The organism is Pantoea piersonii (genome assembly GCF_003612015.1).
Lineage (GTDB): Bacteria > Pseudomonadota > Gammaproteobacteria > Enterobacterales > Enterobacteriaceae > Pantoea > Pantoea piersonii.
Genome location: NZ_RARB01000001.1, coordinates 874,037 through 892,196, shown reverse-complemented (window position 1 = coordinate 892,196; position 18,160 = coordinate 874,037). Strand labels below are relative to the sequence as shown.

17 protein-coding genes are annotated in these 18,160 nt (G+C 59.9%); 3 read left to right on the top strand and 14 right to left on the bottom strand.

The annotated features are described in order from the left end of the window. Positions 1-26 precede the first annotated feature (26 nt). Genes astB through D7S44_RS04235 form a run of 4 tightly spaced genes read right to left on the bottom strand, consistent with a single transcriptional unit; the run spans position 27 to position 5,063 of the window. Complete coding sequence (gene astB / locus D7S44_RS04250) at positions 27-1,352, bottom strand: N-succinylarginine dihydrolase (RefSeq protein ID WP_120452340.1); 1,326 nt, start codon at positions 1,350-1,352, stop codon at positions 27-29. Beyond that, positions 1,352-2,818: a succinylglutamate-semialdehyde dehydrogenase gene (astD, locus tag D7S44_RS04245; protein WP_120452339.1), complete on the bottom strand. Its 1,467-nt coding sequence runs from the start codon at positions 2,816-2,818 to the stop codon at positions 1,352-1,354. The genes astB and astD overlap by 1 nt, the downstream gene beginning before the upstream one ends. Next, a complete protein-coding gene (gene astA, locus D7S44_RS04240; protein ID WP_120452337.1) occupies positions 2,815-3,846 on the bottom strand; it encodes an arginine N-succinyltransferase in 1,032 nt (343 codons plus the stop codon). The genes astD and astA overlap by 4 nt, the downstream gene beginning before the upstream one ends. Further along, positions 3,843-5,063, bottom strand: coding sequence for an aspartate aminotransferase family protein (locus D7S44_RS04235; protein WP_120452336.1), 1,221 nt, complete (start codon positions 5,061-5,063; stop codon positions 3,843-3,845). The genes astA and D7S44_RS04235 overlap by 4 nt, the downstream gene beginning before the upstream one ends. 196 nt (positions 5,064-5,259) lie before the next feature. On the opposite strand from D7S44_RS04235, the gene D7S44_RS23265 reads away from it, so the two are divergent. Together D7S44_RS23265 and D7S44_RS04230 are read left to right on the top strand one after the other, a co-directional pair. Beyond that, positions 5,260-5,490: a hypothetical protein gene (locus D7S44_RS23265; RefSeq protein ID WP_147402081.1), complete on the top strand. Its 231-nt coding sequence runs from the start codon at positions 5,260-5,262 to the stop codon at positions 5,488-5,490. A gap of 493 nt (positions 5,491-5,983) precedes the next feature. Further along, the gene (locus tag D7S44_RS04230; RefSeq protein ID WP_120452334.1) at positions 5,984-7,057 is read left to right on the top strand and encodes a porin; all 1,074 of its coding nucleotides are present in this window, start codon (positions 5,984-5,986) and stop codon (positions 7,055-7,057) included. Positions 7,058-7,150: 93 nt separating this feature from the next. Here the strand turns inward: D7S44_RS04230 and D7S44_RS04225 are convergent, their stop codons facing one another. The 9 genes from D7S44_RS04225 to D7S44_RS04185 all read right to left on the bottom strand — a co-directional run bounded on the left by D7S44_RS04225 (position 7,151) and on the right by D7S44_RS04185 (position 16,158). Beyond that, positions 7,151-8,059: a bestrophin family protein gene (locus D7S44_RS04225; RefSeq protein WP_120452332.1), complete on the bottom strand. Its 909-nt coding sequence runs from the start codon at positions 8,057-8,059 to the stop codon at positions 7,151-7,153. Positions 8,060-8,188: 129 nt separating this feature from the next. Beyond that, complete coding sequence (locus tag D7S44_RS04220) at positions 8,189-8,551, bottom strand: hypothetical protein (protein ID WP_120452330.1); 363 nt, start codon at positions 8,549-8,551, stop codon at positions 8,189-8,191. Positions 8,552-8,630: 79 nt separating this feature from the next. Beyond that, positions 8,631-10,073: a YchO/YchP family invasin gene (locus D7S44_RS04215; protein WP_120452328.1), complete on the bottom strand. Its 1,443-nt coding sequence runs from the start codon at positions 10,071-10,073 to the stop codon at positions 8,631-8,633. A gap of 165 nt (positions 10,074-10,238) precedes the next feature. Further along, a complete protein-coding gene (locus D7S44_RS04210) occupies positions 10,239-11,036 on the bottom strand; it encodes a glucose 1-dehydrogenase (RefSeq protein ID WP_120452326.1) in 798 nt (265 codons plus the stop codon). A 12-nt stretch (positions 11,037-11,048) separates the two neighbouring features. Beyond that, positions 11,049-12,116, bottom strand: a complete 1,068-nt coding sequence (locus tag D7S44_RS04205) for an ABC transporter permease (protein WP_120452323.1) — start codon at positions 12,114-12,116, stop codon at positions 11,049-11,051. Between the two features lie 52 nt (positions 12,117-12,168). Beyond that, positions 12,169-13,701 carry a sugar ABC transporter ATP-binding protein gene (locus tag D7S44_RS04200; protein WP_120452321.1) on the bottom strand — a complete coding sequence of 511 codons (1,533 nt, stop codon included), beginning with the start codon at positions 13,699-13,701 and terminating at the stop codon, positions 12,169-12,171. A gap of 9 nt (positions 13,702-13,710) precedes the next feature. Continuing rightward, complete coding sequence (locus tag D7S44_RS04195; RefSeq protein ID WP_120452320.1) at positions 13,711-14,322, bottom strand: DUF2291 family protein; 612 nt, start codon at positions 14,320-14,322, stop codon at positions 13,711-13,713. 45 nt (positions 14,323-14,367) lie between these two features. After that, positions 14,368-15,303, bottom strand: a complete 936-nt coding sequence (locus D7S44_RS04190; RefSeq protein WP_120452318.1) for a D-ribose ABC transporter substrate-binding protein — start codon at positions 15,301-15,303, stop codon at positions 14,368-14,370. Between the two features lie 57 nt (positions 15,304-15,360). Continuing rightward, the gene (locus D7S44_RS04185; RefSeq protein WP_120452316.1) at positions 15,361-16,158 is read right to left on the bottom strand and encodes a GolD/DthD family dehydrogenase; all 798 of its coding nucleotides are present in this window, start codon (positions 16,156-16,158) and stop codon (positions 15,361-15,363) included. Positions 16,159-16,538: 380 nt separating this feature from the next. Between D7S44_RS04185 and D7S44_RS04180 the strand changes: the two genes are divergently transcribed. After that, positions 16,539-17,357, top strand: coding sequence for a DeoR/GlpR family DNA-binding transcription regulator (locus D7S44_RS04180; RefSeq protein ID WP_120452314.1), 819 nt, complete (start codon positions 16,539-16,541; stop codon positions 17,355-17,357). Here the strand turns inward: D7S44_RS04180 and cobA are convergent. After that, entirely contained in the window at positions 17,354-18,154 is an 801-nt protein-coding gene (cobA, locus tag D7S44_RS04175) for a uroporphyrinogen-III C-methyltransferase (protein ID WP_120452312.1), read from the bottom strand. The genes D7S44_RS04180 and cobA overlap by 4 nt on opposite strands. Between the last annotated feature and the right edge of the window lie 6 nt (positions 18,155-18,160).

Here is an 18,160-nt window from a genome sequence, read left to right as displayed (position 1 = left end):
GTCTGCGAGAAAAAGAGCCGTTTCCGCTACTGCTGGAAGGCATAAACGCTGCCTAAGTCCAGCAGTCGCGTCAGTTCGTCCAGCGCTTCGCGCCCCTCTCTTAACAGCTGCGGGTCAGCCAGATCCGCCTGCGTCAGGCGATCGCGATAGTGGCGATCTACCCAGCGATTGAGCGTGGCGAACAGGCTGTCGTTCATTATCACCGCCGGATTGAGCGCCTGCTGCTCCTGCGGCGTCAGCACCACGCGCAGGCGCAGGCAGGCCGGGCCGCCGCCGTTTTGCATGCTTTCGCGCAGATCGAAACTGACCAGCTCGCGCACCGGGCCGCCCTGCTCCACCAGTTCGCTAAGATAGCGCCAGACGCCGGGATGCTGGCGCGACTCTTCAGGCAGCACCAGCAGCATGGTGCCGTCGTCGCGGCTCAGCAGCTGGCTGTTGAACAGATAGGTACTGACCGCGTCCGCCACGGATACGCGACTGTCGGGCACCTCGATCGCGGTAAAGCCGGGCACGCGGCGCGCCAGCGTCGCCAGCAGCGCAGGCTGGTCGACAAACGCCTGCTGATGACAGAACAGAACCTCGCGGTTGCTGACCGCGATAACGTCATTATGAAACACGCCCTGATCGATCACCTGCGGGTTCTGCTGCGCAAACAGCACCTGGCTGTCATCAAGCTGATGCAGCCTGGCCACCGCCTGGCTCGCCTGCAGCGTCTGGCGCGCAGGATAGCGCCCCGGCGCGCTGCCGCCATTATCGTCGCGTCCATAGACAAACAGCTGCAGGCTGCGTTCGCCATACGCCGCGCCGAGGCGGTTATGGTTCGCTGCCCCTTCGTCGCCAAACAGCGCCACCTGCGGCAGCGCGTCGTGGACGGTAAAATGCTGCGGATCGCGGAAGATAGCGCGCAGCAGCCGGGCGGTTTGCGGCGCTTCCATCGCGCGATGGAATTTATTATTCAGGTTCGCCGCGGTGAAGTGTACGCGTCCGTCGGCGCTGTCAGCCGAGGGCGACACCGTCGCCGCGTTGGCGACCCACATCGCCGAGGCGGAGCTGACCGCCGACAACAGGCCAGGGGAAGTTTTCGCCGCCTGCGCCAGCACCTGCTCGTCGCTGCCGCTGTAGCCGAGCTGGCGCAGCAGCGGCAGGTTTGGCCGCTCGTGCGGCGGGATCACGCCCTGCACAAAGCCGCGGTCCGCCAGCGCCTTCATCTTCAGCAGCCCCTGCTTCGCCGCCAGGCGCGGATTTGACGGCTGATGCTGGTTGCGCGTCGAAGCCTCATTGCCAAACGATAATCCGGCATAGTGGTGCGTCAGGCCGACCAGCCCGTCGAAGTTCGCTTCAATCGCTTTCATCATCGCCCCTCGCCCACAGAGAAATCGAGTCCCGGCGAGAGCGCGGCAGGCAGCGTCAGGTCAGGTGTCTCCAGCGACGCCATCGGCCAGGCGCAGTAATCCGCCGCATACCAGGCGCTGGCGCGATGATTGCCGGACGCGCCGATGCCGCCAAAAGGCGCGCTGCTCGCGGCACCGGTCAGAGGCTTGTTCCAGTTAACGATCCCGGCGCGCGCCTCCAGCAGCAGCTGATCGAACTGCGCGCGCGACGGCGAAATAAGGCCGCATGAGAGGCCATAGCGCGTGTCGTTGGCGAGGCGGATCGCCTCATCGAAGCTGTCATAGCGGATAACATTAAGCAGCGGCCCGAACACCTCTTCATCCGGCAGGCCGCTGACCTGCGTAACATCGATAATGCCGGGCGTCAGCAGCGCATTGCCGCGCTGCGGCCAGCGCATTTCCAGCAGCGGCTTGCCGCCCAGCGCGACGCGCTGCTGCCAGGCCTGATAGATTTTTTCCGCCGCGCCGACGGAGATAGCGCTTCCCATAAAGGGCTGCGGGTCGGCGTTCCACGCGCCGGGCTGCAGCCGCGCGCTCACCTCTACCAGACGCTGTAAGAAAGCGTCACCCGCCGCGCCGCGCTTCACCAGCAGGCGACGTGCGCAGGTGCAGCGCTGCCCGGCGGTAATAAAGGCGGACTGAACGGCGATATGCACCGCCGCGTCGATATCAGCCGGATCTTCAACGATCAGCGCGTTGTTGCCGCCCATCTCCAGCGCCAGCATTTTTTCCGGCTGACCGGCGAACTGGCGATGCAGCTGATAGCCGGTTCCCGCGCTGCCGGTAAAGAGCACGCCGTCGATCTGCGCTTCAGCCGCCAGCGCCTGGCCGGTTTCGCGCGCGCCCTGCAGCAGCGCCAGCACGCCGCGCGGCAGTCCCGCCTCCAGCCAGAGGCGTACGGTCTTCTCCGCCGTCAGCGGCGTCAGCTCGCTCGGCTTAAAGAGCACGCAGTTGCCCGCCAGCAGCGCTGGCACAATATGGCCGTTGGGCAGATGGCCGGGGAAGTTATAAGGACCGAAGACCGCCAGCACGCCGTGCGGACGATGGCGCAGCGAACTTTCGCCCTCGTGCTGTTCGCCGGTGCGCGTGTGAAAGGCTTTTACCGAGATAGCGACTTTATTGATCATCGCCTGCACTTCGGTCAGCGCCTCCCAGCGCGGCTTGCCGGTTTCGGCGGCGATGGTTTCCGCCAGTTCGGTTTTGTGGCTCTCCAGCAGCGCGGCGAAACGTTCAGCTATCGCCTGACGCTCGGCGAAAGGCCGACGCGCCCAGCCGGGAAAGGCTTCGCGGGCGGCGGCGGCGGCCTGCGCGATCTGCTCCGCAGTCGCGGACTCGCCCTGCCACAGGGTCTCGCCGAAGACCGGATCGATTTTACTTAAGGTGTCGCCGCGGCCCGGCAGCCAGTCGCCGTTAATCATTTGCGTCATGCTTTTTTCTCCTCGCCGCTCAGCGTCACCACGCGCAGGCTGTCGCCTGGCTGAACGTGCAATGCCCTGAGCTGATTCTCATTAAGTACGACGTCGTGCTGCTCGATACGTGCAGGCAGCAGCGCGACGCGAAAATGGTGATAGTCCAGATTCGCCACCAGGCAAAGCGGCGCATGGTCATCCGGCTCGCCGAGCACGGCGCTGCGCACATGGCTTTTGCGGATGGCGCGGATGTCGTCGATCTCGCACTCCAGCGTCGGGCCGCCGTCGAAAATGTCGATATAGTTGCGGTAGCGGAACCCCTCCGCCTCAAGCACCGCGCGCGCGGGCGCGGTCTTCTCATGCACCTGACCGATAACCGCTTTCGCTTCCGGCGACAGGTAGTCGATATAGAGCGGATGCTTCGGCATCAGCTCGGCGATAAACGCCTTTTGTCCGGTGCCGCTGAGGAAGTCAGCCTTGCGAAACTCCATAGAGAAGAAGCGGCTGCCGACGCTCTCCCAGAAGGGCGAATGCCCCTCTTCGTCGCTGACCCCGCGCATCTCCGCCACCACGCGATCCATAAACAGATGGCGAAAGTTGGCCATAAACAGAAAGCGCGATTTCGACAGCAGGTAGCCGTTTTTGCCGTCGCGGTAGTCAGGGTCAAGAAACAGCGTGCAGAGTTCGCTGCTGCCGGTATGGTCATTGCTCAGCGACAGCGTCGGCAGCGCCGCATAGACGTTAAGCTCTTTCGAGGCGTGCACCTGCGTGCCGACGCGAAAGTTATACCAGGGTTCCTGAAGTCCGACCGCCACCTCAATGGCGCAAATGCCCACGGCACGGTTGTCTTCGCTGTCCGCCAGTACAAAGACGTAGCCCTGCTCGGCGCGCGGCAGCGTGCCCTGCCAGGTTTGCAGCGATCGCTCAATGCGCGCCTGTAAGGTCGGGCTGTCGACGGGCAGCGATGTCAGCCCGCCGCCGGTTTTACCCGCCAGCGTCAGCAGCTGCGCCAGATCGTCATGTTCAACAGGGCGGATCACCATCATGATGTCGATCCTCGAGCCAGGTGTTCACAGGCGACGGCAAAGCGCGCCATGCCGGTTTTCACTTCCTGTTCGCTGATATTCAGCGCGGGCGCGAAGCGCACCACGTTAGCGCCGGCGATCAGCACCATCACGCCCTGCTCGGCGGCCGCCAGATTGAACTGTTTCGCTTTACCGGCATAATCCTCATTCAGCACCGCGCCAATCAGCAGGCCCAGGCCGCGCACCTCTTTAAACAGATGCAGCCGCTGGTTGATCTCCTCCAGCGCGTCGACGATCCACTGATGGCGTTCCTTCACGCCCGCCAGCGTCTCGGGCTGGTTGATCAGCTCCAGCGCCTTGCCCGCCACCGCGCCCGCCAGCGGATTGCCGCCGTAGGTGGTGCCGTGCGTGCCGACGCTCATCACCTGCGCCAGGTCTTCGCGCGTCAGCATCGCGCCGACAGGAAAACCGCCGCCCAGCGCCTTGGCGGTGGTGAGGACGTCCGGCGTTACGCCATAGTGCATATAGGCGTAGAGCGAACCGGTGCGGCCTACGCCGCTCTGTACCTCATCAAAAATCAGCAGCGCCTGATGTTTATCGCACAGCTCGCGCAAACCGCGTAAAAAGGCGGGATCGGCGGGCAGTACGCCGCCCTCGCCCTGAATCGGTTCCACAATCACCGCACAAGTATTGTCGTCAATCTGTTGCGCCGCGGCCTCCAGATCGTTAAACGGCGTATGGCGAATATCGGGCGGCAGCGGCGCGAAATCTTTTGAATAGGCGGGCTGGCCGCCAGCGGAAACGGTAAACAGCGTACGGCCGTGAAAAGCGTTATTAAAGGCAACGATGCCGCTTTTATGCGCGCCGAAACGATCGTGCGCCGTTTTACGCGCCAGCTTCAGCGCAGCCTCGTTGGCTTCGGCGCCGGAGTTACAGAAGAAAACGCGGTCAGCGAAGGTGGCGTCGATCAGCTGCTTCGCCAGGCGCAAAATCGGCTCATTGGTGAAGCCGTTACCGGTATGCCACAGGCGCGACGCCTGCTCGGTCAGCGCCTGCTGCAGCGCCGGATGCGCATGCCCCAGCGCATTGACCGCAATGCCGCCGGCAAAGTCGATATACTCTTTGCCGCTCTGATCCCAGAGTGTCGAACCCGATGCGCGTACCGGTACAAAGCTCGCGGGCGCATAGACCGGCACCATCCATTGATCGAAATCGTGACGCGAAACCTGCAGTGACATAACTGTTTCTCCTGCTTTCCCGCCCGGCGCGCCGGTGAGTAAAGCGAATGTTTTAAATTTGTGAAAGTTGGGTAAACGCAGCCTACTCTAGATTGCAGCATGCGTGCCAGCCAGAGAAAAAAATGCATAAAACAGTTGTCACGACGTAATATCAATAACTTATAAACATCAACTATTCATTTTAAGTGAATAAATAGTGAATAATTTTGACCGAAGCGCGCCTGCGCCGCAGAATCCGCAGCAGATTTATGCAGTTGCCAGAGTAAATATTGCTTTTGTGATCGCCCCTGACTTTTATGTTCAAATTCGGGCAAAACCTGCACCAGAGAGGCGCATGTTGCTTCGCTGGTGGGCAAAAAATCGGGAAGGAAAGCAGCCGTTACGTTTTCTGCGAAACGGAATAACAACAGCGCGTCTGAACAAATAAAACCCTCTGGTGGAAAAGCGGACTATTTATCTTTCAGGAATAGGGGAATAAATAATGAGCATCGTCATTATTATTTCTGACGTTATTATCAGTGCAGAAATAAGATAATATGATGACCAGGCTATTTGTAAGCAAACTAATGATTAGGTATTTAACCTCAATAAATTCCATTGCTTTTTTTCAGTAAAGCTTGATGTCCGCATGGAAATAGCCGGGGAAATAGAAATAGCCAAATCGCTTTACAGAAACCATTAGCCACACACAAAAAAAACATTAAAATCACACAGATATTAATACATAATCCTTTTTTCCTTTGTCAGATATAAATTTCCTCCATACATAAAAGGTTAATAACCAGGCAATACATGGGCGAGAAAATTCATTGAAATATTTACTTACAGTTATTGCACTATGTCGCCCCACCCTTTTATGTCATTTTTCTTTCGCCCCAGATAGCGGGGAATAATAACAAACAGTGACAGGGTAAAAATAAATGATGAAGCGTGCTTTAGCGGTGACGGTCGTGTCGTCTCTGCTTGGAATATCTGCCGTTCAGGCAGCGGAAATTTATAATAAAGATGGCAACAAGCTCGACCTGGTGGGAAAAATAAACGTCTCGCATCTCTTTTCCAGTGACAGCACTAACGATGGCGATACCTCTTCCTACACCCGCCTCGGGTTCAAAGGCGAAACTAAAATTACCGATCGGCTGACTGGCTATGGCTTCTGGCAGTATCAGTACAGCCTGCGCAACTCAGAAGGCAGCGACGCGCAGGCCGGGAACCGAACCCGTCTTGGCTATGCCGGTCTGAAATTCGGCAATGCCGGCTCGCTGGACTACGGCCGTAACTACGGACTGGTCTACGACGCGCTGGCCTATACCGATATGCTGCCCTTCTTCGGCGGGGATTCAGGTTACACCGATGCTTTCCTGGCGGGCCGCTCAACTGGCGTGCTGACCTGGCGCAACAAAGATTTCTTTGGTCTGGTTAAAGGCCTCAGCCTGGCCGCGCAGTATGAAGGCAAAAACGATCGCGCCGCCAATACCGACGGCGTGCGCCGCTCCAACGGCGACGGCTACGCCCTTTCCGCCAGCTACGATTTCGATTTCGGCCTGAGCTTTACCGGCGCATTCGCCAGTCTGGACCGCACCGAGGCGCAGAACGCGGCGGCGCGCGGTGAGGGTGATAAAGCGCAGAACTGGGCGACAGCGGTAAAATATGACGCTAACCAGATCTATCTGGCGGCGATGTATGGCGAGACACTGAACGCCACGCCGATCAGCGGCGGCTTTGCCAACAAAGCGCAAAACGTTGAAGCCGTCGCGCAGTATCAGTTCCTGAACGGCCTGCGCCCGTCGGTAGGCTACGTCTCCTCGAAGGGCAAAGAGATTGAGAACATCGGCGACGCCGATATCTTCAAATATGTCTCGGTGGGCACGACTTACTACTTCAACAAAAACATGTCTGCCTACGTGGAGTACAAGATCAACCTGCTGAAGGAGAACAATCCGCTGGGACTGAAGACCGACGATATTACCGCCGTTGGCCTGATCTACCAGTTCTGATAACCTTCCCCACGCTGCGCCCGGTTTCTGTTAACCGGGCGCGCGTCGTACAAGCGCTTTTTGCCAGGGCTAATGCAGACGTAAAAGCCGCCTTCAGGTCAGGCGATAGTGTACGTCCGGCCGCAGCGGCGTCGGCAGCGTCTCCTCTTCACCCGCCATTTCTCGCAGGCTTATTTCAATATTGGCGCAGATAGCGTCCATCGGCAGATGGTTGTTCTGATAGCCAAAGGGCATCTCCAGCTCTTCCGCCAGCGTGTCCAGCGACAGAAAGGTATAGGAGATGAACATCGACACCAGCGGCGTCATCGCGTGCAGATCGGGCGCCAGCGCGAACGGCAGCAGCGTGCAGAAGAGATAGACGGTGCGGTGCAGCAGCAGGCCATAGGCGAAAGGCACCGGCATACTGGCCAGCCGCTCGCAGCCGCCGAGCACCGCCGCCAGCTGATTCAGGCTTTCGTCAATATTGCTCCATACCAGGTCGCTGATTTTGCCCTGACGACGCTGCTCCGCCAGCCAGTGCGACAGCTGAAGGTGCAGCATATTGGTCGGCGAGCGGCGCGACAGCACCCATTCGGCATCTGCGCCCAGCAGACGCTCCAGATCGGGGCGCGGATCGCTGCGGCGCAGCTGGTGCTTCAGGCTGTAGCAGAACGCCAGCAGCAGCGCCTGGATACGCGGCGCCTCGTCAGGAAAGAGCGCCAGCACCTGACGCTGTAGCGTGCGGCAGGCGATCAGCAGTGCGCCGAAAAAATGGCGCGCCTCGCTGAAGCGTGCAAAGCAGACGCTGTTGCGAAAGCCGAGAAACACGGCAATTGAGACGCCAAGCAGGCTAAACGGCGCCAGCGTCAGCCGGATGCCGAGCGTCTCGTACCAGTTGAGCAGCCAGAGCGCGAGCAGCGACATCAGCAAATTGAGAAACAAGCGAAACGAAATATCGGGCAGCACTGAGCCGTGCCAGGCGAACAAACGAACGAACCAATGGCGATGGGGACGAACGATCATGATGTGCAGGTGAAAAGGGATTTTGCGGCGATTCTGCGACTTTCCCGCCCGCCTTACCAGCGATAAATTGTGACAATTGTCACAATTTATCGCCCCAGGCCAGCGCGTCGCTATTTCCGCACGGGCTGGCTATTCCCGGATGCTGCCGCAGCGGGAAATAAGCGCTGCGACGACGCTTTTAGTTTCAGGTTTATCGGGCGCGTAATAGAACTGGGCGCTGGTTTCTCCGTTGCTGAACGGCGCCACCTCAATCCAGGCGACCACCTCTGACTGCGAATTCAGAAGATTGAAGCGGTCTGTTCCGCCCGGCAAGGGGTCGTCTTTTTGCAGTTGGTGCTGCTGGCGCAGGGCTTCATTCTCCAGACAGGCTTCAACGTCACCACGATGGGCGGAAAAGTAGCCGGTTGTGGTTTGGGGATGGAGCGATACCTGACCCACATCGACGCAGCCACATAAAAAACAGCTAAACAGACAAAGTGAGATGCGTTTCATTTCATTACCAGCCTGAAGGAAAAGAGTAAGGCGAAAAGACCTGGCGCCTTCGCTGAGTTGAGCTTTCCTCAGAACAGGCTCAGGGCGCCATGATATCGAAGCGATCGGACGCCTGCCCCGCATCCAGACGCATCGGCGGCTGCACCTTCAGCGTAATCCAGTTCGAGGTGACGCGCTGCTGTTTATCATCCTCCAGCGTCACCGACAGGTGATATTCGTTGCTGGCGCCTGGTGAATCATCCCACGCGGGCACGATCAGGCTCCAGCCCTGCGGCTGGCTGTTATCCCCCGGCGGCGTCAGGCTCAACGCCTGCGTATCGCCCTGCCAGCTCACCGCCTTAATGGGATTGCTGTGGCGGATCTGCAATTTAAGCGGCAGGCTTTCGCCCGGCGTCAGCTGCCAGGGCGGCGTGGCGAGAAACACCGACAACGTTTTGCGCTGGCGGAAATCGAGTACCGGCGTATCTGAACGCGTGACGCGATCGTAGCGGCTGCCGCGCAGTGAACGCGCCTCGTCGACGTTGCTCGCCTCCAGCTGTTTGCTCAGCGCCACGCCGAAGCGATAGTTGAGCTTCAGGCCCAGCTGGTCCTGCGTCTCGCCCGCGCTGCTGGTTTTATGGCTGGCGGAGAAGGTCACCAGCGGCACCGGGGTATAGGAGACGCCGAGCGACAGCGCGGAAGGATTATGATAGCGGTTGCCGCTGTGGAACAGATCGACGTTGTCGCCCAGGTACTGCTCCCAGCTCAGCGAGACGCCCAGCTGACGATAGAACGGCAGATAGCTCTGAGTGGTGATGTCGTAGCCGCGCGCCATGCGCTGCTGCTGCGTTTCGCCGCTGTTCTTCCAGCTGCCCAGCGGGTGATAGTAGTTAGCGGAGAAGCGCAGATTTTCATTCCAGGCTTCGGTGCCGAGCGAGGCGCGCTGCTGGCCAATCTCAAAGCTGCGATCGATAAAGGCGTTATAGCCCAGCAGCCAGTCTGGGGTAACCCAGCGCTGGCCCAGCCCGACATTGCCCACCAGCCCGTCGCTGGTGTCGCGCACCCCCACCTGGCTAAAGGTCAGATGGCTGCGCTCGTCCGCCAGCGCGGTAAAGAGATCGCCGCCGGTGCCGGTAAAGCTGCCTTGCATATCCACCATCAGATCGAGCTGCGCATTGCCGTAGGGCGACAGCAGCGACTTCCCTTCGCTTTCGACGCGGTTCGCTACCTCGTCGCGAAAGTGATTAAAGGCCCACACGCCCGCCTGCTGGCCGAAGCTGGTGCTGTTGTCGCTGTTCTGGCTCGCTTCGCCGATGCTTTTGGCGATAGCAGCGAGGCGCTTGTTCCACTCGTCGTCGCCCTGCGCGTTGCCCAATGACGGCAGCGCCGCCAGCTGCTGGTTAAAGCGCGTTGGATCGTCGAATGGCGCATCCGCGACGGAGGCGCTGTCGGTGAACGCCTGAGCAGCAGGCACGCTGGAAAGAATCGCCGCAGCGACCAGACAGAAAGGAAAAAACAGCCGGGTATTGGGGTGAAAAAACATAGCGTAGTAAGGCGTTTTTCGGCTAATTAACGAGACCTGTCTCACAAAATGCATGAAATTTATTTTAACACAGCAGGATTTATTTGCAGGAAAAGCGGGAAAAACAGCGGAGAAAGGCGAGAACAGGCTGGATAAGCACGCAGCTTATCCAGCAGAGAAAGCGAATCAGGAGAAAATCAGCCCGCCATCGACGTTGATGGTCTGGCCGGTAATATAGCGTGCATCCTCAGAGGCGAGGAACGCCACCAGCCCGGCGACATCCTCTGGCTGGCCGGCGCGCTTCAGCGGAATATTTTGTACCCACTCCGCCATCAGCTCACCCTTGCCATATTTTTTCTGCCCGGTGCTGAGGATTTCGCCCCAGACGCGATCGTTATAATCCCACATCTCGCTTTCGATAATGCCGGGACAGAAGGCGTTCACGGTGATATGCCAGGGCGCCAGCTCCAGCGCCAGGCTCTGGGTAATGCCGATGACGCCCATCTTGCTGGCCGCATAGTGCGGCGTGTAGATAAATCCCTGTCGCCCCTGGCCCGACGAGGTATTGATCAGGCTGCCGCCGTTCTGCTGCACCATATACTTCGCCGCTTCGCGACAGCAGAGCCAGACGCCGGTGGTGTTGACCGCCAGTACCTTCTCGAAGTCCGCTTTCGGCATGGCGTCGAAGCGATCGATCGTGATCACGCCTGCGTTCTGAATCGAAACATCGATCCGGCCAAAGCGCTCAAACGCCTGCTGGTAAAGCTGCTGCACCGCCTCTTCATCGGTGACGTCCACCTGCAGCGCGAGGATCTCGCTGCCGTACTGCCCTTTTAGCGCCTCGGCGGTGGCGAATACCCGCTCGGCGTTGGACACCATTACCAGGTTCGCGCCGTCGCGCGCAAAGCGCTCAGCGATGCCCGCGCCGATGCCGCGACAGGCGCCGGTTATCACTACGGTTTGTCCTTGAAAATTACGCGTCATATTGCCCTCCGCTTATCCATGACTGACTTCAGATACCGATGTCGACTGCTGCTTTTTTTCATGGCGACGCAGCAGCACCACTTTACTTTGTAACCGTTGCTGGAACTGATCGATCACCACGGCGGTGACAATCACCAGCCCCTTGATCACCATCTGCCAGAAGTCGCTGACGCCCATCATCACCATGCCGTCGGCAAGGAAGACGATAACGAACGCGCCGATAATCGAGCCGGAGACGCGCCCGCGGCCGCCCGCCAGCGCCGTACCGCCCAGCACCGTGGCGCCGATAGCATCCATCTCAAACATGTTGCCGGTCATCGGGTGCGCGGTTTGCAGCTGCGACGCGACTACCAGCCCCACCAGCCCGGCGCAGAGGCCCGAGAAGGCGTAGACGAAAATCTTCACTTTTACGATCGGCACGCCTGCCAGCCGCGCGGCCGACTCATTGCCGCCGGTGGCGTAGATATAACGGCCCAGCGGCGTTTTGCGCGTCAGATAGAGCCCGAGCAGCAGAAAGGCCACCATCAGCCAGATCGGCAGATAGACGCCGAGCAGCGTGCCGGAGCCGAGAAAGGCGAAGCCGGTGTTGCCCAGCGCCGGTATGCCGACCAGATTGGCGTAGGTGCTGCCGTCGTTAAAGAGCAGCGCTGCGCCGCGCGCCACGTACATCATGCCGAGGGTGCAGATAAAGGGCGCGACGCCGAGCCGAGTGATCACCGCGCCGTTCACCAGCCCGATAATCACGCCGAACAGCGCCACCGCGAGGATCACCTCCGGCACGTTAAGAAACAGGGTATTGCCGTGCCACAGCGGCACGCCGCTGGTGAGCAGCGCGCCCGCCACCATGCCGCAGATGCCCGCCACCGCGCCGACCGAAAGATCGATGCCGCCGGTAAGGATCACCAGCGTCATGCCGATCGCCAGCAGTCCGGTAATGGCGACATGCTGCGTCATAATCAGCAGGTTCGACGGCGTAAGAAAGTTCGGCACCATCACGCTGAAAAAGCCGATGACAATCAGCAGCGCGATAAAGGTGCGCGCTTTCAACAGGTACATATAGAGCAGGTATTTTTGGTTCATCATCTCTCCTGCAGGCAGTCACAGCCGCCCGTCATGCCGCGGAAACCCGCGGCTAGTCATGCGGCGTCGAGGCCGTAATCAGTTTTTCGCGCGTCGCTTCGGCGCGGGTTAAATCGGCAGTGATACGTCCATCGGCCATAACCAGCACGCGGTCCGCCAGCGCCATCACCTCATCCAGTTCGGAAGAGGAGAACATCACCGCCAGTCCCTGCTGCGCCAGCGTGCCGATCAGGTGATAGACGTCGGTTTTCGCGCCGACATCGATGCCGCGCGTCGGCTCATCCAGCAGCACCACCTTCGGCCCGGTCATCAGCGCCTTGCCCAGCACCACCTTCTGCTGATTGCCGCCGCTCAGGGAGGTGATCGGCAGCTCAGGATCGCTGACTTTAATCGCCAGGTGCTGGATCATCTCGTCCACGCGCTGCTTCTCTTTCGCGGGATGCAGCAGGCGCAGCGCGCGGCGGAAACCGCGCAGGCTGAGATCGGTCAGCGTCATGTTGGCGGTGATCGACATCAGCTGCACCACGCCCTCGCCCTGGCGATCCTCCGGCACCAGCGTGATGCCGCGCTTCAGCCGCTGCTGAAAGCTGCATCGCTCCAGCGCGCTGCCCGCCAGCCGCACCTTGCCCGCCTGGCAGTGCATCAAACCGATCAGCCCCTTAAACAGCTCGGTGCGTCCCGCCCCCAGCAGGCCGTAAATGCCGATGACCTCGCCTTTGCGCAGCGAGAAGCTGACGTCGTTCAGCCGGTAGCCGCCGTTCTGATGCAGTGCGGTAAGGCCCTCCACCTCCAGCACCGTTTCGCCCTGCGGCGCCGCCTGATAGTCGAAGTGCTTTTTCTTGTCGCCGACCATCTGCTCAATAATCCAGGGCACGCTGGCGTCGCGCACGTCGCGCTCGCTGATAAAGCGGCCGTCGCGGAAAATGGTGATGTGGTCGCCGATCTCCATCAGCTCCTCCAGCCGGTGTGAGATATAGATAATGGTGACGCCGCGCCGCTTCAGCTGGTCGATAACGTTGAACAGCACCTTGACTTCCGACTGGCTGAGCGCGCTGGTCGGCTCGTCCATAATCAGCACGCGCGTGTCTTTGGAGAGCGCCCGCGCGATCTCCACCAGCTGCTGATGGCCGATGCCCAGCTCGCCCAGCGGCGCGCGAGGATCGACATCCAGCTCCAGCCGTTCAAGCAGCGATTTCGCCAGCGCGTACTGGTACTTCTCATTGATAACCCCGCGCTGAAAGAACTCATTGGCGATAAAGATGTTGTCCATCACGTTCATGTTGGGAAACAGGTTCAGCTCCTGAAAAATAATGCTGATGCCCTGTTTTTCCGCCTGATGCGTCGAGGAGAGTGACACCGGCTGACCGTCGAGCAGGATTTCGCCGCTGGAAGGCGTCTCCACGCCAGCCAGCATCTTCATCATGGTGGATTTGCCCGCGCCGTTTTCGCCGATCAGCACGTTGACCTTGTTGCGGTAGACGCGGTAGTTGACCTGATCGAGCGCGGTAACGCCGGGATAGATGCGCGACAGGCCGCGCGTCTCGATAATCACCTCGCTGGCCGCGTCCGTCTGGGAATGCTGCATAACCGCTCCTTACTGCCGCGCGATGGCGACAGGCGTCACGTTAGGGATCTGCTGCGGCACGTCCCAGCTGCTGAACACGCCCGTCAGCTGAACCTTGTCGCCCACTTTCGGTTTGAAGGCGGTCATCATGCTGGAGGCCTGCTGATTGATGGCGCGGCCGTAGTCGCCGAACAGCACCTGATCGTTGAAGTCCTGATAGCTCGCCCCTTTAAAGGCGTCGCGCAGCGCGGTGCCGGGGATAATCGGGCCGGTCTGCACCGTTACGTTTTCGCCGGAGCGATCTTTCACCGTCATGCGGCCGTTGCGCGACGTGGTATTGACCGCTGTTACTTCGCCGCTGACGCTGACGCTAAAGACGCAGGGATTTTCCGCCTGGCTGCGGTAGCCGAGGGTGCTGCAGGCGGTATCGAAATCTTTCGCCGACTGCAGCGCCTTCAGCAGCTCGTCCGCCGGTTTCGCGTCGTGCTGCACCTGCGGCACCAGCTGCTCGCGCCACGTCCGGGCGATGTTCGCCATCTTTGGATTAGGCGGATTTTTCAGATCCGCCAGCTCCTGCTGCGACACAATGCGGCAACCGCTGAGCACCATCATGGGAAGCAGAAGCCAGAGTCGTCTGTCCATTCGTTTCTCCTGGCGCCCGCCGGGCATGGGCGCCGCTGCGATTAATTACGACTTAAAGTTGAAGTCCTGCACGCCGCTGGCGTTATCCGGCGTAATCAAAATGCCGCGGAACATTACGCGCTGCTTCGCCGGTTTAGTGCCTTTCTGAATGAAGTTATCCAGGTCGGTGACGCCCTGCGCGGCGATGGCCTGCGCCTGCAACATAACCGTGGCTTTCAGCGTGCCGGCCTTCACCGCGTCGCGTTCGTCGTTGCTGCCGTCGATGCCGACCACGGTCACGTCGTCGCGTCCCGCCGCCTTCAGGGCGGCAATCGCGCCCAGCGCCACCGGACCGTTGCCGCAGATCACCCCTTTTACATCCGGATGCGCCTGCAGGATGCTGTCCATAATGCGCTTGCCGTCGATCAGGGTGCCCTTCGCATCCTGCCGCGCCACGCTCTGCATATCGGGATACTGGTCCAGCACCTGATGGAAGGATTTAGATCGCGTTACGCAGTTGTTGTCCGCCAGATTGCAGGTCAGTTCGGCGTATTTGCCCTTCTCGCCCATCTTCTCGACGAACACGGTGGCGACGTCGGAACCGGCCTGGAAGTTGTTATGGGTGATCTGCTCCAGCGCCACGTCATCCACCGGGATTTCGCGGTTGATCAGCACCACGGGAATACCGGCGTCTTTGGCTTTTTTAATCGCGGCGACGCTGGCGGTAGAGTCAGCGTTGTCCAGAATAATGCCCTGCACTTTTTTACCGATGGCGGCGTCAATCAGCTCGCTCTGCTTCTTCACATCTTCGCCGTGGGAGAGCACCGAGGTTTTGTAGCCCAGCGCCTGCGCCTTCAGGTTGGCGCCTTTGGCTTCCGAGGCGTAGTAGGGATTATCCAGCGAGTTAACGAGGATCATAATGGTGCCTTTTTCCGCCGCGAAACCGGCACTGGAGAAGAGGCTGGCGGCTATGGCGGTACACAACAGGGAGCGGATTTTCATAATGATGTTCTCTCTTTTAGTTGTAGGGTCGTGACGCTTCAGGGGTGAGGTGTTGCCTTACCAGATGGTAAAACCGCCATCGATCATCAGATCGGCGCCGGTAATCATGTCGCTGCCGTTGCTGGCGAAAAACAGCACGGCAGCGGCGATTTCGTCGGTGTAGGCGAAGCGCCCTAAGGGGATCAGCTTTTTCATCTGTTCGCCCTTTTCGCCGCGCCAGGCTTTTTCGCCCATCGGCGTCAGCACCACGGTGGGCGAGAGGGTGTTAACGTTGATGCGGTGCGGCGCAAACTCTTTCGCCATCACTTTGGTCATGCCGAGCAGGCCCGCTTTCGCGGAGGTATAGGCGACGTGATTGTCGATAGCGATCGAAGCCGCCTGCGAGGCGATATTAATGATTTTGCCGCCGTTGCCCGCCGCGACCATGCGTTTGCCCGCCGCCTGTGCGCAGAGAAAAGGCCCGGTCAGATTGACGGCGATCTGCTTCTGCCATTCGGCGAAATCGGTCTCCAGCACCGGCTGCAGCATCACGTAGCCAGCGCAGTTGATCAGAATGTCGATCTGGCCGTAGTGGCGCGCCACTTCATCAAACGCCTGCTCCACCGAGGCCGGATCGGTGACGTCGCAGGTGACGAACAGCACCTTATCTGCGTCGAAAGCGTCGCGCAGGCTGGCCACCTTTTCCGCTTCGAAAGGGGGATAGAGCAGCGCCAGACGCGCGCCTTTCGCCAGCAGCATCTCGTTGCTCGCCATGGCGATGCCCCCTAACCCGCCGGTCACCACCGCCACTTTGCCGCCAAGATCCAGGTTGCTGTCGACGCCGTAGCGCAGGTTTACGTCATATTCGCTGCTCATCTGTTCCTCTCTTGTCTCATGCGGGCGACCGGTCCAGTTAAAAACGGATTTTTTCCGGGCTTACGGGATATTTGATTTTCGAACAAAAATATAAGCTATCGAAACGCAATGGTATGTGGGTGAGATCAAATTTCATACACCTCGTAGTAATTATTTTTATCCCCTTGTTTTAGCGTGATATAGCGTATGCGGCTCAGGCGCGGCATGGATAAAGACGCTACGCGAACCCAGCACATTCAATAACATGCGGCCAAATCATTTTCGTTCGAAAACAAAAACAGCGATGGGTCGTCTCGCATTCGCTAAAAGTGCGGGGTAAACTCAGCGACAGGCGTGTACTCGCCCGAAAAGACCGGGTTTGAGAAGAGGGAGCATTTCGATTGAAAAGCAAAATTGAGCAGCTTGCCGATATGCAGCAGCGTCGTGAAAAGATTCTGGAGATGATCCGCGAAGACGGTACGGTGACGGTTAAGGCGTTGACGGAAGTCTTCGGCCTGACGGAGGCCACCATCCGCACCGACCTGAGAATGCTGCAAAAGCAGGGCTTTGTGCAGCGCTATCACGGCGGCGCGACGCTGATGACCGGCAAGCAAAATACCGGCGCGCTGCTGCTGGAGCGGCAAACCCATCTGGAAGAGAAAGAGGCGATTGGACGTCTGGCGGCGCAGCATATCGAAAATGGCGACACGGTGATTTTCGATTCAGGCACCACGACTACCGCTATCGCCGAGGCGATCGGCCATATTCGCCGTCTGTCGGTGGTGACGACGGCGGTCAATATCGCCCTGAAGCTGGGCGGCGAACCAGGCATCAACATTCTGCTCACCGGCGGCACCTTTAAATTCCCGACGCTCTCTACCTCTGGCGAAAAGGCGGCGCGCTTTTTTGAAAACGTGCTGGCGCAAAAGCTGTTCCTCGCCACCGCCTGCATTTCACCGCGCCTGGGCCTCAGCTTTCCCAGCGAAACCGATATCAAAGTGAAAATGGCGATGATCAACTCCGCCAGTACGGTTTATGTGGTGGCGGACTCCAGCAAAATCGACAAGGTGTCGATGTTCGCGCTGCCCTGCGACTGGAGCCATATCCACTATCTGATCACCGATGACGGCATCAGCGCGGCGCAGATCGCCGCCTTTGAAGCGCTCGGCGTCAACGTGCTGGTCGCCTCGCTGTCGCAGGCGCAGCGCCGGGCGGTTTAAGCCTGAGCGACGGCGGCGCTCTGCTGCGCGGCTGACGCGTAGCGCACCACCTCGCCGACGATCAGCAGCGACGGAGAGACCGGCCGCTGCTCCTCTACCGTCTGCGCCAGCCCGGCCAGCGAGGTGATCAACACCCGCTGATCCGCTCGCGTGCCGTTCTCGATAATCGCCACCGGCGTATCGCCCGCGCGGCCCTGACGCTGAAGCTGCGCGGCGATCGAGGCGCTCCAGCGCAGTCCCATATAAAACACCAGCGTCTCGCGGGCGTCGCTGAACGCCCGATCCGCCAGCTGCGGCTCACCGCGTTTGCCGTGGCCGGTGATCAGGCGCAGCGACTGGGCGCAGTCGCGGTGCGTCAGCGGGATATTGCTGGCGGCGGCGCAGCCTACGGCGGCGGTAATGCCGGGCACCACCTCGCAGCGCACCTGCGCTTGCTGCAGAAAAGCCAGCTCTTCACCGCCGCGCCCGAAGATAAAGGGATCGCCGCCTTTCAGACGCACCACCTCGCGGCCGCCGCGCGCCAGATCCGCCAGCAGCTGATTGATCTCGCCCTGCTTCAGCCCGTGGTGACCTGGCTGCTTGCCGACGTCGATACAGAGCGCCGAGGCCGGTACCTCCGCCATCACCGCCTCACTCACCAGCCGGTCATAGACCACCACCTCCGCCTGATGCAGCAGCCTTAGCGCTTTTACCGTCAGCAGCTCGACGTCGCCCGGCCCCGCGCCGACCAGCCAGACGCGCCCCTCTCCCTCGCCCGCCGACAAAAGTTTATTCAGTGAATCGATCGCGTTAGTCATCGCACT

Coding starts and splice junctions, on each gene's coding strand:
- D7S44_RS04220 (WP_120452330.1), bottom strand. CDS start 8,551: ATGAAACGCATCTCACTTTGTCTGTTTAGCTGTTTTTTATGTGGCTGC.
- D7S44_RS04190 (WP_120452318.1), bottom strand. CDS start 15,303: ATGAAAATCCGCTCCCTGTTGTGTACCGCCATAGCCGCCAGCCTCTTC.
- D7S44_RS04210 (WP_120452326.1), bottom strand. CDS start 11,036: ATGACGCGTAATTTTCAAGGACAAACCGTAGTGATAACCGGCGCCTGT.
- astB (WP_120452340.1), bottom strand. CDS start 1,352: ATGAAAGCGATTGAAGCGAACTTCGACGGGCTGGTCGGCCTGACGCAC.
- D7S44_RS04235 (WP_120452336.1), bottom strand. CDS start 5,063: ATGTCACTGCAGGTTTCGCGTCACGATTTCGATCAATGGATGGTGCCG.
- D7S44_RS04215 (WP_120452328.1), bottom strand. CDS start 10,073: ATGTTTTTTCACCCCAATACCCGGCTGTTTTTTCCTTTCTGTCTGGTC.
- D7S44_RS04195 (WP_120452320.1), bottom strand. CDS start 14,322: ATGGACAGACGACTCTGGCTTCTGCTTCCCATGATGGTGCTCAGCGGT.
- astD (WP_120452339.1), bottom strand. CDS start 2,818: ATGACGCAAATGATTAACGGCGACTGGCTGCCGGGCCGCGGCGACACC.
- astA (WP_120452337.1), bottom strand. CDS start 3,846: ATGATGGTGATCCGCCCTGTTGAACATGACGATCTGGCGCAGCTGCTG.
- D7S44_RS04225 (WP_120452332.1), bottom strand. CDS start 8,059: ATGATCGTTCGTCCCCATCGCCATTGGTTCGTTCGTTTGTTCGCCTGG.
- D7S44_RS04185 (WP_120452316.1), bottom strand. CDS start 16,158: ATGAGCAGCGAATATGACGTAAACCTGCGCTACGGCGTCGACAGCAAC.
- D7S44_RS04200 (WP_120452321.1), bottom strand. CDS start 13,701: ATGCAGCATTCCCAGACGGACGCGGCCAGCGAGGTGATTATCGAGACG.
- D7S44_RS04230 (WP_120452334.1), top strand. CDS start 5,984: ATGATGAAGCGTGCTTTAGCGGTGACGGTCGTGTCGTCTCTGCTTGGA.
- D7S44_RS04205 (WP_120452323.1), bottom strand. CDS start 12,116: ATGAACCAAAAATACCTGCTCTATATGTACCTGTTGAAAGCGCGCACC.
- cobA (WP_120452312.1), bottom strand. CDS start 18,154: ATGACTAACGCGATCGATTCACTGAATAAACTTTTGTCGGCGGGCGAG.